This is a genomic window from Bradyrhizobium sp. BRP19, assembly GCF_020194195.1.
GTDB classification, from domain to species: Bacteria; Pseudomonadota; Alphaproteobacteria; order Rhizobiales; family Xanthobacteraceae; genus Bradyrhizobium; species Bradyrhizobium yuanmingense.
This window is the reverse complement of sequence record NZ_JADYVZ010000021.1, coordinates 69,118-84,344: the sequence shown is the minus strand read 5'-3', so window position 1 is coordinate 84,344 and position 15,227 is coordinate 69,118. Positions and strand designations below refer to the sequence as shown.

15 protein-coding genes and 1 tRNA gene are annotated in these 15,227 nt (G+C 64.6%); 4 read left to right on the top strand and 12 right to left on the bottom strand.

Annotated features, from left to right (window positions below):
- Positions 1 to 270: 270 nt before the first annotated feature.
- Positions 271 to 1,410, bottom strand: coding sequence for an FAD-dependent oxidoreductase (locus tag I6F36_RS34295; RefSeq protein ID WP_225172970.1), 1,140 nt, complete (start codon positions 1,408 to 1,410; stop codon positions 271 to 273).
- A 659-nt stretch (positions 1,411 to 2,069) separates the two neighbouring features.
- Between I6F36_RS34295 and I6F36_RS34290 the strand changes: the two genes are divergently transcribed.
- Positions 2,070 to 2,603, top strand: coding sequence for a hypothetical protein (locus I6F36_RS34290; RefSeq protein ID WP_225172969.1), 534 nt, complete (start codon positions 2,070 to 2,072; stop codon positions 2,601 to 2,603).
- On the opposite strand, the gene I6F36_RS34285 is transcribed toward I6F36_RS34290, so the two are convergent.
- Both I6F36_RS34285 and I6F36_RS39780 read right to left on the bottom strand, forming a co-directional pair.
- The gene (locus I6F36_RS34285; protein WP_225172968.1) at positions 2,575 to 2,829 is read right to left on the bottom strand and encodes a hypothetical protein; all 255 of its coding nucleotides are present in this window, start codon (positions 2,827 to 2,829) and stop codon (positions 2,575 to 2,577) included. The two genes, I6F36_RS34290 and I6F36_RS34285, sit on opposite strands and share 29 nt — an antisense overlap.
- On the bottom strand, positions 2,816 to 2,938 hold the full coding sequence (locus tag I6F36_RS39780; protein ID WP_276573745.1) for a hypothetical protein: 123 nt from the start codon (positions 2,936 to 2,938) through the stop codon (positions 2,816 to 2,818). The genes I6F36_RS34285 and I6F36_RS39780 overlap by 14 nt, the downstream gene beginning before the upstream one ends.
- Positions 2,939 to 3,677: 739 nt before the next feature.
- Between I6F36_RS39780 and I6F36_RS34280 the strand changes: the two genes are divergently transcribed.
- The gene (locus tag I6F36_RS34280; RefSeq protein ID WP_225172967.1) at positions 3,678 to 3,875 is read left to right on the top strand and encodes a hypothetical protein; all 198 of its coding nucleotides are present in this window, start codon (positions 3,678 to 3,680) and stop codon (positions 3,873 to 3,875) included.
- 56 nt (positions 3,876 to 3,931) lie between these two features.
- On the opposite strand, the gene I6F36_RS34275 is transcribed toward I6F36_RS34280, so the two are convergent.
- From I6F36_RS34275 to I6F36_RS34255, 5 genes are all read right to left on the bottom strand, one after another.
- Positions 3,932 to 4,020, bottom strand: a tRNA-Ser gene (locus tag I6F36_RS34275).
- Positions 4,021 to 4,106: 86 nt separating this feature from the next.
- The gene (locus I6F36_RS34270; RefSeq protein ID WP_225172966.1) at positions 4,107 to 4,721 is read right to left on the bottom strand and encodes a GDYXXLXY domain-containing protein; all 615 of its coding nucleotides are present in this window, start codon (positions 4,719 to 4,721) and stop codon (positions 4,107 to 4,109) included.
- Entirely contained in the window at positions 4,718 to 5,989 is a 1,272-nt protein-coding gene (locus I6F36_RS34265) for a DUF2157 domain-containing protein (protein ID WP_225172965.1), read from the bottom strand. Before I6F36_RS34265 ends, I6F36_RS34270 begins: the two co-directional genes overlap by 4 nt.
- A gap of 311 nt (positions 5,990 to 6,300) precedes the next feature.
- Positions 6,301 to 6,816 carry a nuclear transport factor 2 family protein gene (locus tag I6F36_RS34260; RefSeq protein ID WP_225172964.1) on the bottom strand — a complete coding sequence of 172 codons (516 nt, stop codon included), beginning with the start codon at positions 6,814 to 6,816 and terminating at the stop codon, positions 6,301 to 6,303.
- Between the two features lie 77 nt (positions 6,817 to 6,893).
- Positions 6,894 to 7,955, bottom strand: coding sequence for an aldo/keto reductase (locus I6F36_RS34255; protein ID WP_225172963.1), 1,062 nt, complete (start codon positions 7,953 to 7,955; stop codon positions 6,894 to 6,896).
- A 92-nt stretch (positions 7,956 to 8,047) separates the two neighbouring features.
- Here I6F36_RS34255 and I6F36_RS34250 point away from each other — a divergent pair, with 92 nt between their 5' ends.
- Positions 8,048 to 8,950, top strand: coding sequence for a LysR family transcriptional regulator (locus tag I6F36_RS34250; RefSeq protein ID WP_225172962.1), 903 nt, complete (start codon positions 8,048 to 8,050; stop codon positions 8,948 to 8,950).
- Between the two features lie 32 nt (positions 8,951 to 8,982).
- Here the strand turns inward: I6F36_RS34250 and I6F36_RS34245 are convergent, their stop codons facing one another.
- The gene (locus I6F36_RS34245) at positions 8,983 to 9,963 is read right to left on the bottom strand and encodes a tripartite tricarboxylate transporter substrate binding protein (protein ID WP_225172961.1); all 981 of its coding nucleotides are present in this window, start codon (positions 9,961 to 9,963) and stop codon (positions 8,983 to 8,985) included.
- A gap of 75 nt (positions 9,964 to 10,038) precedes the next feature.
- Positions 10,039 to 11,679: an FAD-dependent oxidoreductase gene (locus I6F36_RS34240; protein ID WP_225172960.1), complete on the bottom strand. Its 1,641-nt coding sequence runs from the start codon at positions 11,677 to 11,679 to the stop codon at positions 10,039 to 10,041.
- A 111-nt stretch (positions 11,680 to 11,790) separates the two neighbouring features.
- Between I6F36_RS34240 and I6F36_RS34235 the strand changes: the two genes are divergently transcribed.
- Entirely contained in the window at positions 11,791 to 12,702 is a 912-nt protein-coding gene (locus I6F36_RS34235) for a LysR family transcriptional regulator (protein WP_225172959.1), read from the top strand.
- Positions 12,703 to 12,863: 161 nt separating this feature from the next.
- On the opposite strand, the gene I6F36_RS34230 is transcribed toward I6F36_RS34235, so the two are convergent.
- Together I6F36_RS34230 and I6F36_RS34225 are read right to left on the bottom strand one after the other, a co-directional pair.
- On the bottom strand, positions 12,864 to 14,201 hold the full coding sequence (locus I6F36_RS34230; RefSeq protein WP_225172958.1) for an aldehyde dehydrogenase family protein: 1,338 nt from the start codon (positions 14,199 to 14,201) through the stop codon (positions 12,864 to 12,866).
- 79 nt (positions 14,202 to 14,280) lie between these two features.
- On the bottom strand, positions 14,281 to 15,126 hold the full coding sequence (locus I6F36_RS34225; protein ID WP_225172957.1) for an oxidoreductase: 846 nt from the start codon (positions 15,124 to 15,126) through the stop codon (positions 14,281 to 14,283).
- Positions 15,127 to 15,227: the final 101 nt, after the last annotated feature.

The window sequence follows — 15,227 nt, the reverse complement described above, 5'->3', positions numbered from 1 at the left end:
GGCGGGATTTCAGGGGCCGAAAAGCCGAGGGATCGTGGTTTGATTCGCCTCTCCGGCGCACCCGTGCGAGCCGATGGGAATTGGCCGCGATCGTTGTCGCCCCCAATCCGAATGACGTCTCCCGCTATTTGCTCCGTCGGGCAAAACAGGAGCATAGTGGCATCATCGCAGGAGGTCGGACAGGCAGGGCTTTGGCCCGGGTCTCTTGAAGGCGTCTGCCGCCGGAGGGTGCGCGTTTTGTGCACTGTCAACGCAACATCCAGCACCCGCTCAGGCGAATTGAGAATAGCGCGAGAGCCGAAAGAACGGTTCTGCCTGGTAGGACGGATCGGTGGCAAGGCGCGCAAGCCTTTGCCCGATGGCGGGCGCGAATTTCGCACCATGGCCTGAACAGGCGGAGCAGACGATTAGGCGGGACTCCGGCCAGCGATCGATGATGAATTCCTCGCCCGCGTCTAGCCGGCGGTCGGCGGGCGCGGTGTTGGTGTAGAGGCAGACGTCGCGATCGATGATGGGCCCGGCCGCACCCGGAACGAGGGCGGCCAACGCTTCGCCGACCGGGCGGAGTTCACCATCGGTGGCGTGCGGACGCCAGTCGTCGGGGCCGACCACGGGCCCGTGGTTGTGAGGCGCAGCTTTGACGCCGCGCTGTTCGAAGTCCGGAAAGCCGTAGACCGTGTCGTTCGGACCTCGGTCTAGTATGAAGATCGGGAAACGACCGAGCGCCACGCTGTCCGGGCTAGCAGGCGCGAACCAGCCGACCGCCTGTCGGGTCACGTTGAGCAGCGCGCCTAGTCTCGGGAGTGCGCGACCGAGCCATGGGCCAAGCGCCAGAATCGCGCGCTCGGCGAAGAACTCTTCGGTATCCGTGCGGATCGACACGCCGTCGTGGCGCGGCGAAAAATTCGCGCGTTCCGGAATCACGCGGTTCCCGGCGCATTCGCGCATCAGTTTCATGACGACCTCGGTATGCAGGATCGCGCCACCGTCCTGCACGACGACGTCCCAGTCGTCGGGCAGGCTGAAAGCCGGAAATAGCTTGTTCGCTTGAGCCGCGGTCAACATCGGATCCGGACGCCCTTTCGCGATCGCGGCCGCGCGCGAGGACGCCACCATGGCTGAGCCGGGGCGGCCGGCCTCCAGAACAGGGGTCTCCGTCAGAATTGTTTGACCGCTTTCGCTCTGCAGCCGGATCCAGCCGGCATGAGCCTCGTCGCTCAGGCTGGTGTAGTTGGGGTTTTCGAAATTGAAGCGACGGAAAATGCGACATGAACCATGTGACGAGCCTCGATCCGAACCCGCTGCGACAGGGTCGAAGCCGAGCGCATCGACGCCGGCATCCAGCAATGCGCCCAGCGCTGCTCCGCCCATGAGCCCCAGACCCAGCACGGCGACTTCGCATTTTCGCATGAAGACCTCGCGAGCGATGCTACGACGCGGAGATCATCCTGATGATTTCTCGGGTTTGCAAGGTTTGTGAGAGGGCGATTGCGGTCGGCATCGACAACGCCGTATCAGATCAATGCGGCCGCATCAGCGCCATTAGGTCCGTCCCTGTGATCGACGGCCCTCACGGCGATTGCGTTGACGCACGATCTGACGCCGGCGACGCGGATAATGTTGCGGGGTTGGGGACGACGGTGGCGAATCCGTTTGGGGACGGAGGAGATGGGCGTTGATCACCAAGTCGATGGACGACCGATGACGTCGCGCGACCTTTGCCACGTCAAGCAAAAACACCGGCACAATGTCATCATTGATAGGCGCGTAACGATCGTGTCTTTAAAGATTCTTGCGAAGGCCGAGCCTATGGCGTCTACGAGAGAAAAGGACGAACGAGCCGGAAGCCGGCGATGTTTCTCTTAGATCGGGAAGCAAGAGCAGCCCGTCAATTGGACCAGACTCGCGGAGCCAAGCGACCGCGGACCACACAAAATTCGTCTCCTCGTCGCGAATCACGGCAGGCTGATCTCCGCACCGTGACAGGACTAAGTCCTGCGGGGCCGCGGACCGGAAATAGAACTACCCCCCAATTTATGTCATGGTTTCTGCAACCAAGGGGGGAGCTAATGGCTAAAGAGATATGGGAGCTTGAGGAGCGAGAGCCAACTGAACGTGAGCTGTTTTTCGCAGAACACCGCAAGCGCTTCGACGAGGACCTGAAGCGGGTCGACGACATGATCCTTACGGTGCTGAAAGCGCAGATCGCCGTCGAACGGCAGATGATCGCCCTACTCGAAGCCTACGGCAGAGACCCGAAACACTTTTTCTTCACGAAAGACAAAATCAAAGAATGCAAAAAGATCGATCCGCCCGAGGTCGAGCAATCGATCTGGGACCTGCTGTCAAAATGCTCGTGGGTGCGAAACGAACTTGCCCATTCCCTCAATGACGACGAGATCAAAAGGCTGAGCGAGAACGTGCGCGAACTCTACGTCGCTCAGATGGAAACCGAGCGGGAAAAGAAAGCCGTCCGGGATATGACCCACACCCAAGTCGTCATGAGCGCCATATACCATTGCGGCATGTTCATCATGCTGGCCACAGACGCCAAAGTAGACGCGGACAAAAAGGCTAAGTCCGCATCCGCACATTCTCCCTGACAGCCGGCAGCTCAGCCGCGGTGAAGCGGTGCCCGTCGACCTTCCGGGCCATTTCCGGTAAGTGCTCCAGCGCCAACAGCGCCAACTCTACGGTGCGCGGGATCGGCGCCTCGGACTTCTCCCAGGTGATGATGGTCTGCCGGGACTTTACGCCGAGCGCCTCGCGCAGCGTGTCCTGGGTGAACCGGTTGCGCTTGCGCCAATCAGGAAGGTCAGTGCCGAGCATTCGTGGGATCCATAGTGGTGACGGTCTCCTCGACGGCGACATGGCCGCTCCACCAATTCAGCTTCATCTTGCGGGTGCGCACGACCAGGCGATGCAGTCCCCGAGCCATTGCACCTTTCACGATGTCCAATTTCTGGACGTCTAATTTTTGGACATTTCGCGTTTCGTTACTCATTTCAGACCCTCAAAAGCACCTGGAAATCAGAGTGCGGCATGATCAGAATAGGCCGACATAGTTAAGAAATAGCTAAATGAGCTTTATTGATTCCGTTGAGGATTTCGCGGCTTGCGGCGGGATACCCATGTGACAGCGAGCTCGCCCGCAATAAGCAGGACAAGGGCGCCGAAGGTGTAGGCGTCGTGGATGCTGTAGATAATTGCGGCCCAACCGAACGTCTTCATAGGACAATCCCCACGAGCCCAAGCTTTCGCTCAGGCGAGTTGCGTGAATGGGATCATCCCTTGTGCGACCTAAGCCCGTGTCGCACTGGACCCTGCGTGGGTACCAGGAAGACCATCCCGGATGCGCTCCGGTGCATTCTTGACTGGGGAAGATGCTCTCCCCTACAGCGTCCCGCATAAAGCGAGAGGCTCCCGCGGCCGACACTCCGTAGTTCTGGGTAAATTCCCGGCGTGGCCAACCTGCCGAATGTATGCCGATTCCGGCTCCGGTTCAAGAACCCGAACAGCGGCGACTCACGTGACGCCGACGGCTTATTGTACGGCCGTGCCGTTCCAATATCGACGCTGGTGTTCGTGAGGCGGATGCATTGAGCGAGAATACACCCGGCGCGGTGCCGACTGCACCGATCGCTACTCCCGCTATGAGGCAGCGCCGTGGACCTGCGATGATCCAAGAGCACCTGGCGATGATGCGGCGACACGTGGCCGACGGGAAAGAGCAGGTCGCGGGGCAGCGCGAGGTCGTCGATAAGATCAAAGCGCAGGGAGGCGACGCCTCCGAAGTCGAGCTCCTCCTCAAACGGTTTCAAGAAATCCAGGACGAGCATGTCGCCCATCGCGATCGGCTAGAAGCGGTGCTGTAGAAAGCCGAACGCCGCGCCCGAGAAGATACGCGACTCATTCGGTAGGATTTAAAAGCTGGCGGAGAGGGAGGGCTCGAAACCCCGATAGGCTTACACCTATGTCGCATTTCGAGTGCGGTGCATTCAACCACTCTGCCACCTCTCCTGAAGGCGTCATTGAGGGGCTGCGACTTCCCCCGCAAGCTTCAGGGAGAGGTGAACGACCGCCGCGGCAATCGATCCATCCCGCCCCTAATACAACGGCTCCTCATACACCGCCTCCCCGTCCAGCAGCAGCCGCTTGATCGCCGCGCGGCCGGAGGGCAGCACGGCGGCGATGATGCGCAGCTTCTGCTGGTTGCGGGCGTCCTCGAGCTTCTTGCCCTCGCCTTCGGGCACGAAATAGCTTTCGAGGCCATATTTGATCGGCAGCTTGTCGCAAAACCTTCGCCGGTCGTCGCCGCAGGAGCCGCCGTAATTGCCGACGCGGCCGCGGATCAGCACTTCGGGCGCGGTGACCTTGACCGGCTCGGCATGCACCGAGACCGCCTGATAGACTCCGTCGGCCTTGGGCGCGAGCTTGACGAACACGTCAGGATGCCGCGCGGCGGCGGGCTTGCCGGCGAGCGCGCCGGCCGGCACTTGCGAGATGTCGTAGCTGAGCACGACATAGTCGCCGCGCAGGAGATCGCGGGGGTCGACCGGCTGCGTCTGCAGGATGACCTCGACGCCGTTACGCAGGATCTGCATGCGGTCGGCTACCATCATGACCAGCAGCGCACATTGCAGCAGGACGGCGACGCCGAACAGCACGGCTTTCGGGATGCGCCGCCAGAACGCGGCCAGCGATGCGATCAGGGCGGTCATCGCGCGGCCCTCGGCAGCATGCGATTGAGCGCGGTGGCAAAGGCGACGGCCGCGACGCCCGCCACTGCCAAGAAGGCCGAGCGGCGCATCAGCGATCCCTTCACCGCCCAGGTGATGCCGGCGATGACCCCGGCCATCCCGAGCCAGCCCGCGACGATGCGCGGACGCACGTCATCGAGCACGCCGGAGACGACGAGACACAGCATGGCCGCAAGCAGCGCGGCATAGGCGAGCCAGGATTCGCCGGCCATGGAGGCCGGCCAGACCGGCGCCGCGAGCAGGACCAGGGCGATCGCAGCTGCTGCAAGGAGTTCTCCCGCACGCCTGGTGATCGCAGCCGAGGCCAGCGCGAGGATCACGCCGGCATTTCCGCACGCGATCGCCCAAAGCGGCTGGCCCGCAACGGACCCTTCGCGGAAGCGGACGAGATCGTCGACCGTCGTCACCTCCAGGAACGCGGCGATGGCCAATGAAAACGCGCCGTAGATCGACAGGACGCCGCCGAGCCGGAGCGCTCGCGGCGACGGCGCGGCTGCGATCGCGAGCCCGGCGCCGAACAGCAGCGCCGCACCGCTCGCGAGCACGAAGGACGGCTGGGTGCCCTCGAATTCGAAGCGGAGCGAGGTCGCGATCCACCACGGCAGCAGCGCGAGCGCGACGAGATGAGCGGCGATGCGCGAATTCCAGGCGAAGGCGAGTACGGCGGCGATGAGCCAGACCGCCAGGTACGGGAGATGCAGCACGTCGGACGCATCGGTGATCCGCATGCAGGTCCAGATCGAGGCGGCGACGAGACCGACGGCGAGCGCACCGCGCGAGCCGGTCAGAAGCGCCGCGGCAAACGCGCCGATCGACCACAGCAGCATGCCGCCCGCAAAATCTTCGCCGAGGTGGTACATCTGCCCGACCAGCGCGATGCCGGCGCCGAAGATGATCGCACTAACGCTGGCGCAGAGATCGGCGAGAAGAGTGCGCTGCCGCGCGGCGAACCAGGCGCCGAGACCGCCGGCGGCGGCCATGCCGGCCAGCAGGATCGCGAACCGCGCCAGGCGCGCGATCTCGGTCCAGTGCGCGGCCACGAAAGCGAGGAACGCGGCGGCGATCAGGAGGCCGCCGACGATGGCGACGACCGCGGCGATGTTGATGCCGGGTGGAAGCGGCGGCAGCGCGCTGCGGATCGCGACGGCCGCCGCCGGCGCAATCACGCCGTCGGCCTCCCATCGCGCAAGATCGGCTTCGAGGCGCTGCCGGTAGGTTTTGTCGAACATCGTCCTGGGATCACCTGGCGCCCGCCGGATGGCGGGACCTTGCTAGGTCGGATCGTGCGGGCGATGGGTTCAAGCGGGCACTGTCTGCCGGCTTGCTCCGCCTCTCCCGCTTGCGGGAGAGGCCGACGCGCTCGCAGAGCGCGGCGGGTGAGGGCTCTCGCCACGCAGGGACATGTTCGGCAAATTCTTAATAACCCCAACGCGGAGACACCCTCTCCCCAACCCTCCCCCGCAAGCGGGGGAGGGAGCTTACTGCCGATGCCGTTGCATTCTGCACATCAACTGCGATTGCCCTGCTCCTGGCAGCCGGCCTATTGCGCCGGCGCAGGAATGCGCCGCAGGACGTCGTCATAGGATGCGAGGTCGAGATAGGCCGTGACCTCCGCCGCCTTGCCGTCCTGCATGAGCAGGATCCACGCGTAAGAGTTCGCGTAAGGCTTGCCGTCACGCGCCACGCCGCTGCCTTCCCAATGCGCGATGACGTGGTCGCCATCGGCGAAGATCCTCACGGAAGTGGGGCGGACCGGGGTCGACAACCGGCTGGCGAACGGGCGGACCGCGCGATCCACGAACACATCGCGGCCGCGGAATTCGCCGGCGCTTGGACCGGATCCCTTGATGCGCCAGACCACGTTGTCGTGCAGCAGATCATTGAAGAAGGTGGTTCCTCCGGCCGCCCAGCGATCGAACGCATCGGTGACGATCCGCTTGTTGTCGTCCTGGATCGAGTTGGCCTGTCCGCAAGGTGCGGCCGTCGTCAGGGTGGAAGCCGTCACGATGACGGCGTAGACGCACGACGCAAGTGCGCGATTAAGCAGGGTTGCCATTGGTGTCTCCCTTTCTGGTGCAACATGTCGTCTGCCCCGAAGTGTTGCGCGCATGGTCGGTCGCGTTGTTGCTCGATCTAGCCGCGCCGCGCGACGGCGGCGCCGCCGAAGATGAGCTGCTCGACCATCGGGCGGCGCAGGAAGCGGCCTGGAAAAATGGGATCGGGCGCGGTCGCCTGGTCGAGGCGCGCCATCTGTTCAGGCGACAGCGTGATCCCGACCGCACTGAAATTGTCTTCCGCCTGCTCCAGCGTGCGGGCCCCGATCACCGGCGCGGTGACCGCGGGATTGGCCAGCGTCCATGCGATGGCCACCTGCGAGGACGTCGCGCCGAGCTCCCAGGCGACGGCTCGCACCGTCTCGGCCGCGTCCAGCGATCGCTCGTTGAGAAGGCCTGATGACGCGATGATCGAGGCGCGTGTCGTGCCGACGGCGCGCTCCTGGGAATCCCGGAGATCGGCGCGGCTGTACTTGCCGGTGAGCACGCCGCCGCCGAGCGGCGACCAGGGCAGCACGCCGAGCCCAAGGCTAGCGGCGAGCGGAATGAGCTCATGCTCGACGGTGCGCTCGACCAGATTGTATTCGATCTGCAAGGTAACGAAGGGCGACCAGCCGCGCAGGTCTGCAATCGTCTGCAGCTGCGCAATGCGCCAGGCCGGCGTGTTGCAGATGCCGACATACAAAACCTTGCCGCTGCGGACGAGATCGTCGAGGCCGCGCATCACCTCATCCGGCTGCGTCGTCGCGTCCCAGGCGTGGAGATAGAGCAGGTCGATGCGATCGGTCTCGAGCTGCCGCAGGCTCTGCTCCACCGAACGAATCATATTGAGCCGGTGGTTGCCGCCGGAATTGGGATTGCCGGGATCGCGCGCCATGGTGAATTTGGTGGCGAGCACGAGACGATCGCGCTTGCCGCGGGCGAACTGGCCGACCAGGCGCTCGGACGCGCCATTGGTGTAGTTCACCGCGGTGTCGATGAAATTGCCGCCGCGGTCGACATAGAGGTCGAAGATCCGACGGGCCTCGCCGGGATCGGCGCCCCATCCCCACTCGGTCCCGAAGGTCATCGTGCCCAGGGCAAGGGGAGATACGCGCAGGCCGGAACGGCCAAGCAGGCGGTATTGATCAAGCGACGTCATCAGGGCCTCCTTCGTGTGGCTCGGAGATAGCCTCCCGTGAGGGGTGAGAGAAGTTGGCCAATGATGACCGGGGTGGTAAGCTTAGCTAACCAATGACCACGGACCTGAACCTCGTCGCCGTTTTCATCGCGGTCGCGGAAGCCAAGAGCTTCCGTGGCGCCGCCGAGCGGTTAGGGGTGACCCGATCCGCCGTGAGCCAGGCCATCCGGCGCATGGAAGACCTGTTGGGCGTGGCTCTCGTGCAGCGAACGACGCGCAGCGTCAGTCTCACCGAAGCCGGCATGCGCTTGCAGGAGCGCGTGGCCCCGGCGCTCGCCGAAGTCGAACAGGCGATCAACGGCGCCCGCGACCGTGACGCGCAGCCGACCGGGCAGCTGCGTCTTGCCGTCTCGTCCATCGCCGAGCGATTCATTCGCGGTCCATTGCTGGCCGAATTCGCGCAGGCTCATCCCGGCGTGCAGGTCGACGTGACCGTGACCGATGCGGAATTCGACATCGTGGCCGAGGGCTTTGATGCCGGCGTCCGGCTCGGCGAGGTGATCGAGCAGGACATGATCGCCGTGCCTGTCTCGGGCGATCAGCGCCAGCTGGTGGTGGCAGCTCCCGCCTATCTGGAGCGGTTCGGCGCGCCCTCGCACCCGCGCGAGCTCTCACAGCATTGCTGCATCGGCTGGCGGCCGGCGCCGCACGTCGCTCCCTACCGCTGGGAATTTGCGCAAGGTGGGCGCGAGTTCGACGTCGCAGTGGAGCCGAGGATCACGACCAACGATATGTGGGTCATGGTGCGGACCGCCTGCGCGGGCGGCGGCCTGACATTCGGCATGGAAGAGACGTTCAAGCCGTATATCGAGCGCGGAGAATTGGTGCCCCTGCTGGAGGAATTCTGCCCGTTCTTCCCCGGCTTCTTCCTCTACTTTCCGGATCGGCGGAATCTTCCGCCGAAGCTGCGCGCGCTGGTCGATCACGTGCGTTATCGGGGAAGCGGAAACCGTTAAAGCGGAATGGCTTTAGATCGAATCGATCCGCTCTAGTTTGCCTTGATGCCGGCCTCGCTGATCAGCTTGCCCCATTTCGCACTTTCGTCCTGAATGAAGCGGCCGAACTGCTCGGGCGAGGTCGGCGCAGGCTCCGCGCCGAGGGTGCGGATCTTCTCCGCCACGGCAGGGTCCTTCAGCGCCTTGGTGAAGGCCTCGTTCAGTCGGGCGATGACATCCGCAGGCGTGCCGGCGGGAGCAACGAGCCCGAACCAGCCGACGGATTCGAAGCCCGCAATGCCGCTCTCGGCCAGCGTCGGCACATCGGGCAGGGACGCAAGGCGGCGCGCGGAGGACACGCCGATCGCGTTGAGCTTGCCCTCGAGGATCAATTGTCGCGATGCCGGAATATCCAGCACCGCGAACGGGACATGGCCTGCGAGAACATCGACCGCCGCCGGCGCCGTCCCGCGATACGGGACCAGCTCCATCGCGATCCCGCTTCTCTGCGTGAACAGCGCAGCGGTCAAATGCATCGCGGTCGAGTTGCCGCCATGCCCGATCGAGAGCCCACCCGGCTTCGCCTTGGCGAGCGCGATGGTCTCCGCAGGTGTGCGCGCCGGGATATTCGCGGACGCGACCAGCACAAAGGGAATTTCCGCGAGCAGGGTGATGGGCGCGAGATCCTTCAGCGCGAACGGCATCGAGGCATTGAGGTGCGGATTCACGGTCAACGCACCCGCCGGCGCGACGCCCAGCGTGTAGCCGTCGGGCTTGGCCTGCGCGACCGCGGCCATGCCGATGTTGCCGCCGGCGCCGGCGCGGTTCTCGATCACCAGGCCCTGCTTGAGCTCGGCGGTGACCAGCGGCTCGAGCGCGCGGATGACCGTGTCGGCGCTGCCGCCGGGCGGGAAGGTCACGATGATCTTGATCAATTGCTCGGGATAGGCGGCTCGGGCCGCCGCCACCGGCAACAGTGCGAAAGCGACGGCCGTCAGCGCGGCCAGGATGCGGCGTCTTGCAACGTGAAACACGGTCTCCTCCATGTATTCTGTTTTTGAAACTCGGCTTGGCGAGCTACGTCGCCAGGCCGTCCGCTCGATGTCGTCCTACGCCGCAGCGCCAGTGATACGGGCCAGCAGGCCCTGCGCGTTCTCCGGCGCCGACTGCCCGCGCCAGGCGATGTGCTGGTCGGGCCGCGCCAGCACGAGCTTCTCGGCATAGGCGCCGTTCGCCTCCTCCGGCGCGACGTCGACCAGCGCGAGCGGCACGCCGCGCGCCTTTGCAGCGTCTTGCAGCTGCGTCACATCGATTGCCGGATCGAAGCGCAGCAATGTGTAGCCGGGGCCGAAGGCATCGTAGAGCGAGCGTCCGTTGCGCAGGAACAAATGCGGCGCGCGGGCGCCCGGCACGGTGGAGGGCGTGAAGCTGCCCATCGCGTAAGGCGGCGGCGTCTCGCCGTCATAGGCGATGATCGGCGAGGCGTCGTAATAGTAGCCGAAGTTGAGGCCGGCGCAGCAATATTGCTGCACGTTGAGATCGTAGGCCGCTTTCGCCAGCGCCGCGCGCGCCGCCTGGCCGCGCGGCGTGTCATCCTCGATCTCGGCGGACACGCCGCCGCGCTGCGCCATCATCTTCATCGCATGGTCCATCGCAAAGCGCGACACCTGCTCGGTGATGGGCTGGCGCTCCGCCTCATAGGCGTCGAGGATCGCAGCCGGCGCCCAGCCGTTCAGATGCGCCGCCAATTGCCAGCAGAGGTCGACGGCATCCGCGATGCCCGCATTCATGCCGTAGCCGGCATAGGGCATCCACAGATGTGCGGCGTCGCCGCAGATGAAGACCCTGCGGTCGCGGAAGCGGTCGGCCACCAGGCGCCGTCCGACCCAATCCTCCTTGCTGAGCACGCGGTATTCGAAGCGCTCGTCGACGCCGAGGATGGCACGGATGGCCCAGTCGCGATCGACCGAGTCGAACTCGGGCTCGTCGGGCTTGAGGTGATTGTGGATCAGCCAGCGGTCGTGGCCGTCGATCGCAACAACGGTGCCGGAGCGGCGCGGATTGAGCGAGAGCACCATCCAGGCCGGCTTGTGCGCCCCCATCAGCTCCTTCAGTTGCGGCGCTTCGATGAAGGTCGACTGCACGCGCTGGATCACCGGCGTGCCGGACAGGCTGGCACCGATTGCTTTTCGAACCAGGGATCGGCTGCCGTCGCAGCCGATCACGAAGCTGGCTTCGATGCGGAGCGAATGTCCGCTGTCGAGATCGCGCGCCAGCGCGACGACATGGTCGTCGTGCTGCTCGATGTCGGTGATTTCCGTGCGCGCCAGGATCTTGATGCGTGATTGGGCAGCGGCATGGCTGAACAGGATCGGCTCGAGATAGACCTGGTTGATCCGGTGCGGCGGCTCGGGCGTCGGCCACCAGGTGTCGGGGCCGCCGGTCGCGCTATAGCGGCGCGCGCGGGAGGGAATGTCGATGCGGCAAAGCTCGATCCCGGTCGCCGTGGTCCGGTAGGAGCAATCGTTGGGAAAGTCCGCAGGGAGCCCCGCATCGCGCAAGCGGGCGGCAATTCCGAGCCGCCGAAAAATCTCCATCGAGCGCGCCGACACGTGATTGCACTTGACGCTGGGCGGATCGCCGGCGTGGCGGATTTCCGCGACGACGACATCGATTCCGCGCGAAGCGAGATCCATCGCCGCGGTCAACCCGACGGGCCCGGCGCCCACCACCAGCACTTGCGCTCTCATGCTCGCTCCAATCCTTGCCGCGGATTCTTTCCGTCCGCACAGCATGCATTTTATTGCAGGTCCGTTTATGCGATAAGTCGGAAAGAACTCATCAATTCATGAGATTTCGCCATGAATGTCACATTGCGCCAGTTGCGGGTCTTCACCGGCGTGTACCGGACGCGCAGCATCACGCGGGCCGCCCGCGAGCTCGGCATCACGCAATCGGCGGCGAGCCTGTTGATCCAGCAGCTCGAGACCCAGCTCGGCGTCAAGCTGTTCGACCGCTCCACGCGCTCGGTGCAGCCGACGCTGGCCGCCGACGAGGCGTTCGCCGCCGCCGAGCGCATGCTGAGCGATGCGCAAGGCCTGTCGCGCCGCATGCGTGACCTCGCGCAGGCCCGCGCCGGCCGGGTCGTGTTTCTCGCCTCCGCCGGCACGGCATCGGCGCTGCTGCCCTTGGTGCTGGCGAAATTCCGCACTGGCCATCCCGACATCGAGATCGACATGCGCGATGTCGCCGCCGACGATCTCGTGCCGCGGCTGAGCACGACCGATGCCGAGTTCGCGATCGGCAGCGTGGAGGGCGAATTCGCGGACATGACGATCGAGACGCTGACGAGCGGCCGCCTGAGCGCAATCGGCCGTCGCACCGCGGACTTCGCCGCGCGGCGTTCCCTGACCTGGGACGAGCTGGTGCAACTGCCGACCATTGCGATGCGCAGCGAGACACGCATCCGCATGCAGATCGATCAGGCCCTGAGCGCGCAGGGCAAGCGCCTCGATCCGACTTACGAAGTGACCCTGATCAACACCGCGCTCGCCATGACGGCGCAGGGCCTCGGCCTCGCCATCCTTCCCGCGACGATGCTGCCGGCCGACCAGTTCCCTACACTGATCGCAAGACCGCTCGTGCGCCCCGCCCTCACCCGGCCCGTGTCGCTGCTGCAGCGCCAGGGCCGGACGTTGTCCCCGGCGGCGCAGGCCTTCGTGACGACGGCGCGGATGGTGCTGGCCGGGCGAACGGCAGCAGCATCAGGCTGATTTGGCGGAGCTATTTGGAAGCGTCGTGCTTGATATGGCGGAGAGGGAGGGACTCTCCCCCGCCGGTGCGGCGTAGCTTGCGGTTCGTCGCGCTTCCTGTTGCAGCAGCAAATGCAGAGTACCCGCGCCCTTAATGGCGGGGTACTCATCCACTTCCAGGATCAGGCGGCCAGCGGATACACGTCACGCTGCCAAATGGCGCGCTCGTGAGAGAAGGCCTTGAAGCCGTAGATCGAGTGGTACGCCCCGATCCCGCTGCCATTGACGCCGCCGAACGGCAGGCTGCCGTCGAAATAATGGCCGGCCCATTGATTGACCGACACACCACCCGAGGTCGTGTGCTGGATGAAGGCCTGAATGAAGCTCTCATCCTTCGAGAAGACGAGCGATCCGAGCGGCTTGCCGTGACGCTGGATGGTCGCGAATGCCTCATCGGCCGTGGCGTACGGCATGACAACCGTAACCGGCCCGAAGATCTCGTCCTGCATGATGTCCGCATCCGAGGGGACGTCGGTCAGGATCGTCGGCTCCATCGTCAGCTCATTGGGGCTCGAGCTGCCGCCGAAAGCAACGGTCGCGCCGCGCTCGACCGCATCGTCGATATAGCCGCGCACTCGTTCGAAGTTGCGGACGTCGATGAACCTGCCTGTCCTGGCGCTGTTGAACTTGGCGCCGGTATAAGTCTGCTCCTTGATGACCGCGGCCATTTTTTCGATGAATGGAGCCTTCAGTTCTTCAGGAACAAGCACGTAATCGATCGACAGGCATGTCTGGCCGTTGTTCATCGTCCGGCTCGTCGCCACGGCCGCCGCCGCCGCATCGAGATCCGCTGTGCGGTCGATGATCGCCGGGTTCTTTCCGCCCAGTTCAAGCGTGACGGACGTGAGGTTCTTCGCAGCGGCCGCCATGACGATCTTGCCGACCTTCGGGCTACCGGTGAAGAACACATGATCGAAGGGCTTCTCGAGCAAGGCGTTGGCGACTTCGGAGGAGCCTTCGAACACCGCCACTTCGGATTCATCGAACACGTCCTTAATGATCGTGCTCAGAACCGCGCTGGTTGCCGGCGCCATGCTGGCCGGCTTGATGACGGCACTGTTGCCCGCCGCCAAGGCGCTGATCAGCGGCTCAACGCAAAGGTGGAACGGAAAATTCCACGGGCCGAGAATGAGCACGACGCCACGCGCTTCATAGTGAACATAGGCTTTGACTGAGGGATCCTTGATATTCGGCTGGACCGGCGTCGGCGCCATCCAGTCGTCCAGCTTCTCGATCGCTTCGTTGGCCGTGTCGATGCAGTTCTGCACGTCGAACGGCATTGCGACCTTCGGACGGCCCATGTCCCGGAAAAGCGCGTCCGCGACCTCTTCCCCCGCCTGGAGAAGGCGGTCCCGAAGGCGGATGATGCGCGCACGGCGCTCCTCCGCGCTGCTGGTCTTCATCTTCCAGATGTTCGCCTGTTGAAGCGCGAACACGCGATCGATTTCCACATTTGCCATGGCTCTATTCCCTCTTTTGGATTGATGGTGTGTGCAGCCGAGCGAAGGGCCGGCTTGGGCGGCCGGCCGCGAAGATCGCTCAGGCGGCTTCGTCCTGATGGTCCGTCGAAGCGGACAGGTCCGCCCACTGATCGATCTCGGCCGAGCGTGCCGCAAGCTCGATGCGCGCAAACTCGATCGCATCGGAGCCGACGAGGAAGTGGACGGGGGGCTTCTCCGCCCCTGCCATCTTGACGATTGCGGGGCCGAACTTGGCGGGATCGCCGAGCTGCTGGTGGCTGTGGCTCTTGTACGCAGCCTCGACGGCATCGCGGACCTGGTCGTAGTCGGCGATGCGGTTGCCGGCGAAGCGTACCGAGCTCGGATCCAGGAAGTCGGTCCGGAAGTAGCCGGGCGACACCACCGTGACATTGATGCCGAACGACGCGACGTCCTTGGCCAGGTTGACGCTGAAGCCTTCGACCGCGAATTTCGACGCGCCGTAGAGCGTGCAGAGGTCGAAGGCGACCTTGCCGCCGATCGAGCTCAGGTTGATGATGTGGCCCGACTTCTGCCGGCGCATCACCGGCAGCACGGCGCGCGTGACCCGCATCAGGCCGAACACGTTCGTCTCGAACTGACGCTCGATGTCTTCTTCGGAGGCTTCCTCGAAGAGGCCGAGATGGCCGTAGCCCGCATTGTTCACGAGGACATCGATGCGGCCAAAGCGCGCGACGGCGGCATCGACCGCTTTCCTGGGCGCCTCGGCATCGATCACATCCAGCGACAGAAACAGCGTGCGGTCGCTGTTGTCGCCAAGGGCCTTACGCACGCTGTTCTCGTCGCGCGCGGTGGCGACCACGTTGTCGCCGGCCGCCAGAGCCGCGCGAGCCACCTCCGCACCCAGACCGCGGGCGGCGCCAGTGATGAACCAGGTCTTCGTCATCGTCTTTCTCCTCTCGATCGTTGGGCGGCTTTTCATGTTCGCCGCGACGAGGAGAAATTCGCCGATACCGTCGATGAGGCGGTAGATCGTTCTTCCGCCAG

Excerpts from the sequence above, each read along its gene's own strand:
- I6F36_RS34295 (WP_225172970.1), bottom strand. The coding sequence starts at position 1,410 with ATGCGAAAATGCGAAGTCGCCGTGCTGGGTCTGGGGCTCATGGGCGGA.
- I6F36_RS34290 (WP_225172969.1), top strand. The coding sequence starts at position 2,070 with ATGGCTAAAGAGATATGGGAGCTTGAGGAGCGAGAGCCAACTGAACGT.
- I6F36_RS34285 (WP_225172968.1), bottom strand. The coding sequence starts at position 2,829 with ATGCTCGGCACTGACCTTCCTGATTGGCGCAAGCGCAACCGGTTCACC.
- I6F36_RS39780 (WP_276573745.1), bottom strand. The coding sequence starts at position 2,938 with ATGGCTCGGGGACTGCATCGCCTGGTCGTGCGCACCCGCAAGATGAAG.
- I6F36_RS34280 (WP_225172967.1), top strand. The coding sequence starts at position 3,678 with ATGATCCAAGAGCACCTGGCGATGATGCGGCGACACGTGGCCGACGGG.
- I6F36_RS34270 (WP_225172966.1), bottom strand. The coding sequence starts at position 4,721 with ATGACCGCCCTGATCGCATCGCTGGCCGCGTTCTGGCGGCGCATCCCG.
- I6F36_RS34265 (WP_225172965.1), bottom strand. The coding sequence starts at position 5,989 with ATGTTCGACAAAACCTACCGGCAGCGCCTCGAAGCCGATCTTGCGCGA.
- I6F36_RS34260 (WP_225172964.1), bottom strand. The coding sequence starts at position 6,816 with ATGGCAACCCTGCTTAATCGCGCACTTGCGTCGTGCGTCTACGCCGTC.
- I6F36_RS34255 (WP_225172963.1), bottom strand. The coding sequence starts at position 7,955 with ATGACGTCGCTTGATCAATACCGCCTGCTTGGCCGTTCCGGCCTGCGC.
- I6F36_RS34250 (WP_225172962.1), top strand. The coding sequence starts at position 8,048 with ATGACCACGGACCTGAACCTCGTCGCCGTTTTCATCGCGGTCGCGGAA.
- I6F36_RS34240 (WP_225172960.1), bottom strand. The coding sequence starts at position 11,679 with ATGAGAGCGCAAGTGCTGGTGGTGGGCGCCGGGCCCGTCGGGTTGACC.
- I6F36_RS34235 (WP_225172959.1), top strand. The coding sequence starts at position 11,791 with ATGAATGTCACATTGCGCCAGTTGCGGGTCTTCACCGGCGTGTACCGG.
- I6F36_RS34230 (WP_225172958.1), bottom strand. The coding sequence starts at position 14,201 with ATGGCAAATGTGGAAATCGATCGCGTGTTCGCGCTTCAACAGGCGAAC.
- I6F36_RS34225 (WP_225172957.1), bottom strand. The coding sequence starts at position 15,126 with ATGACGAAGACCTGGTTCATCACTGGCGCCGCCCGCGGTCTGGGTGCG.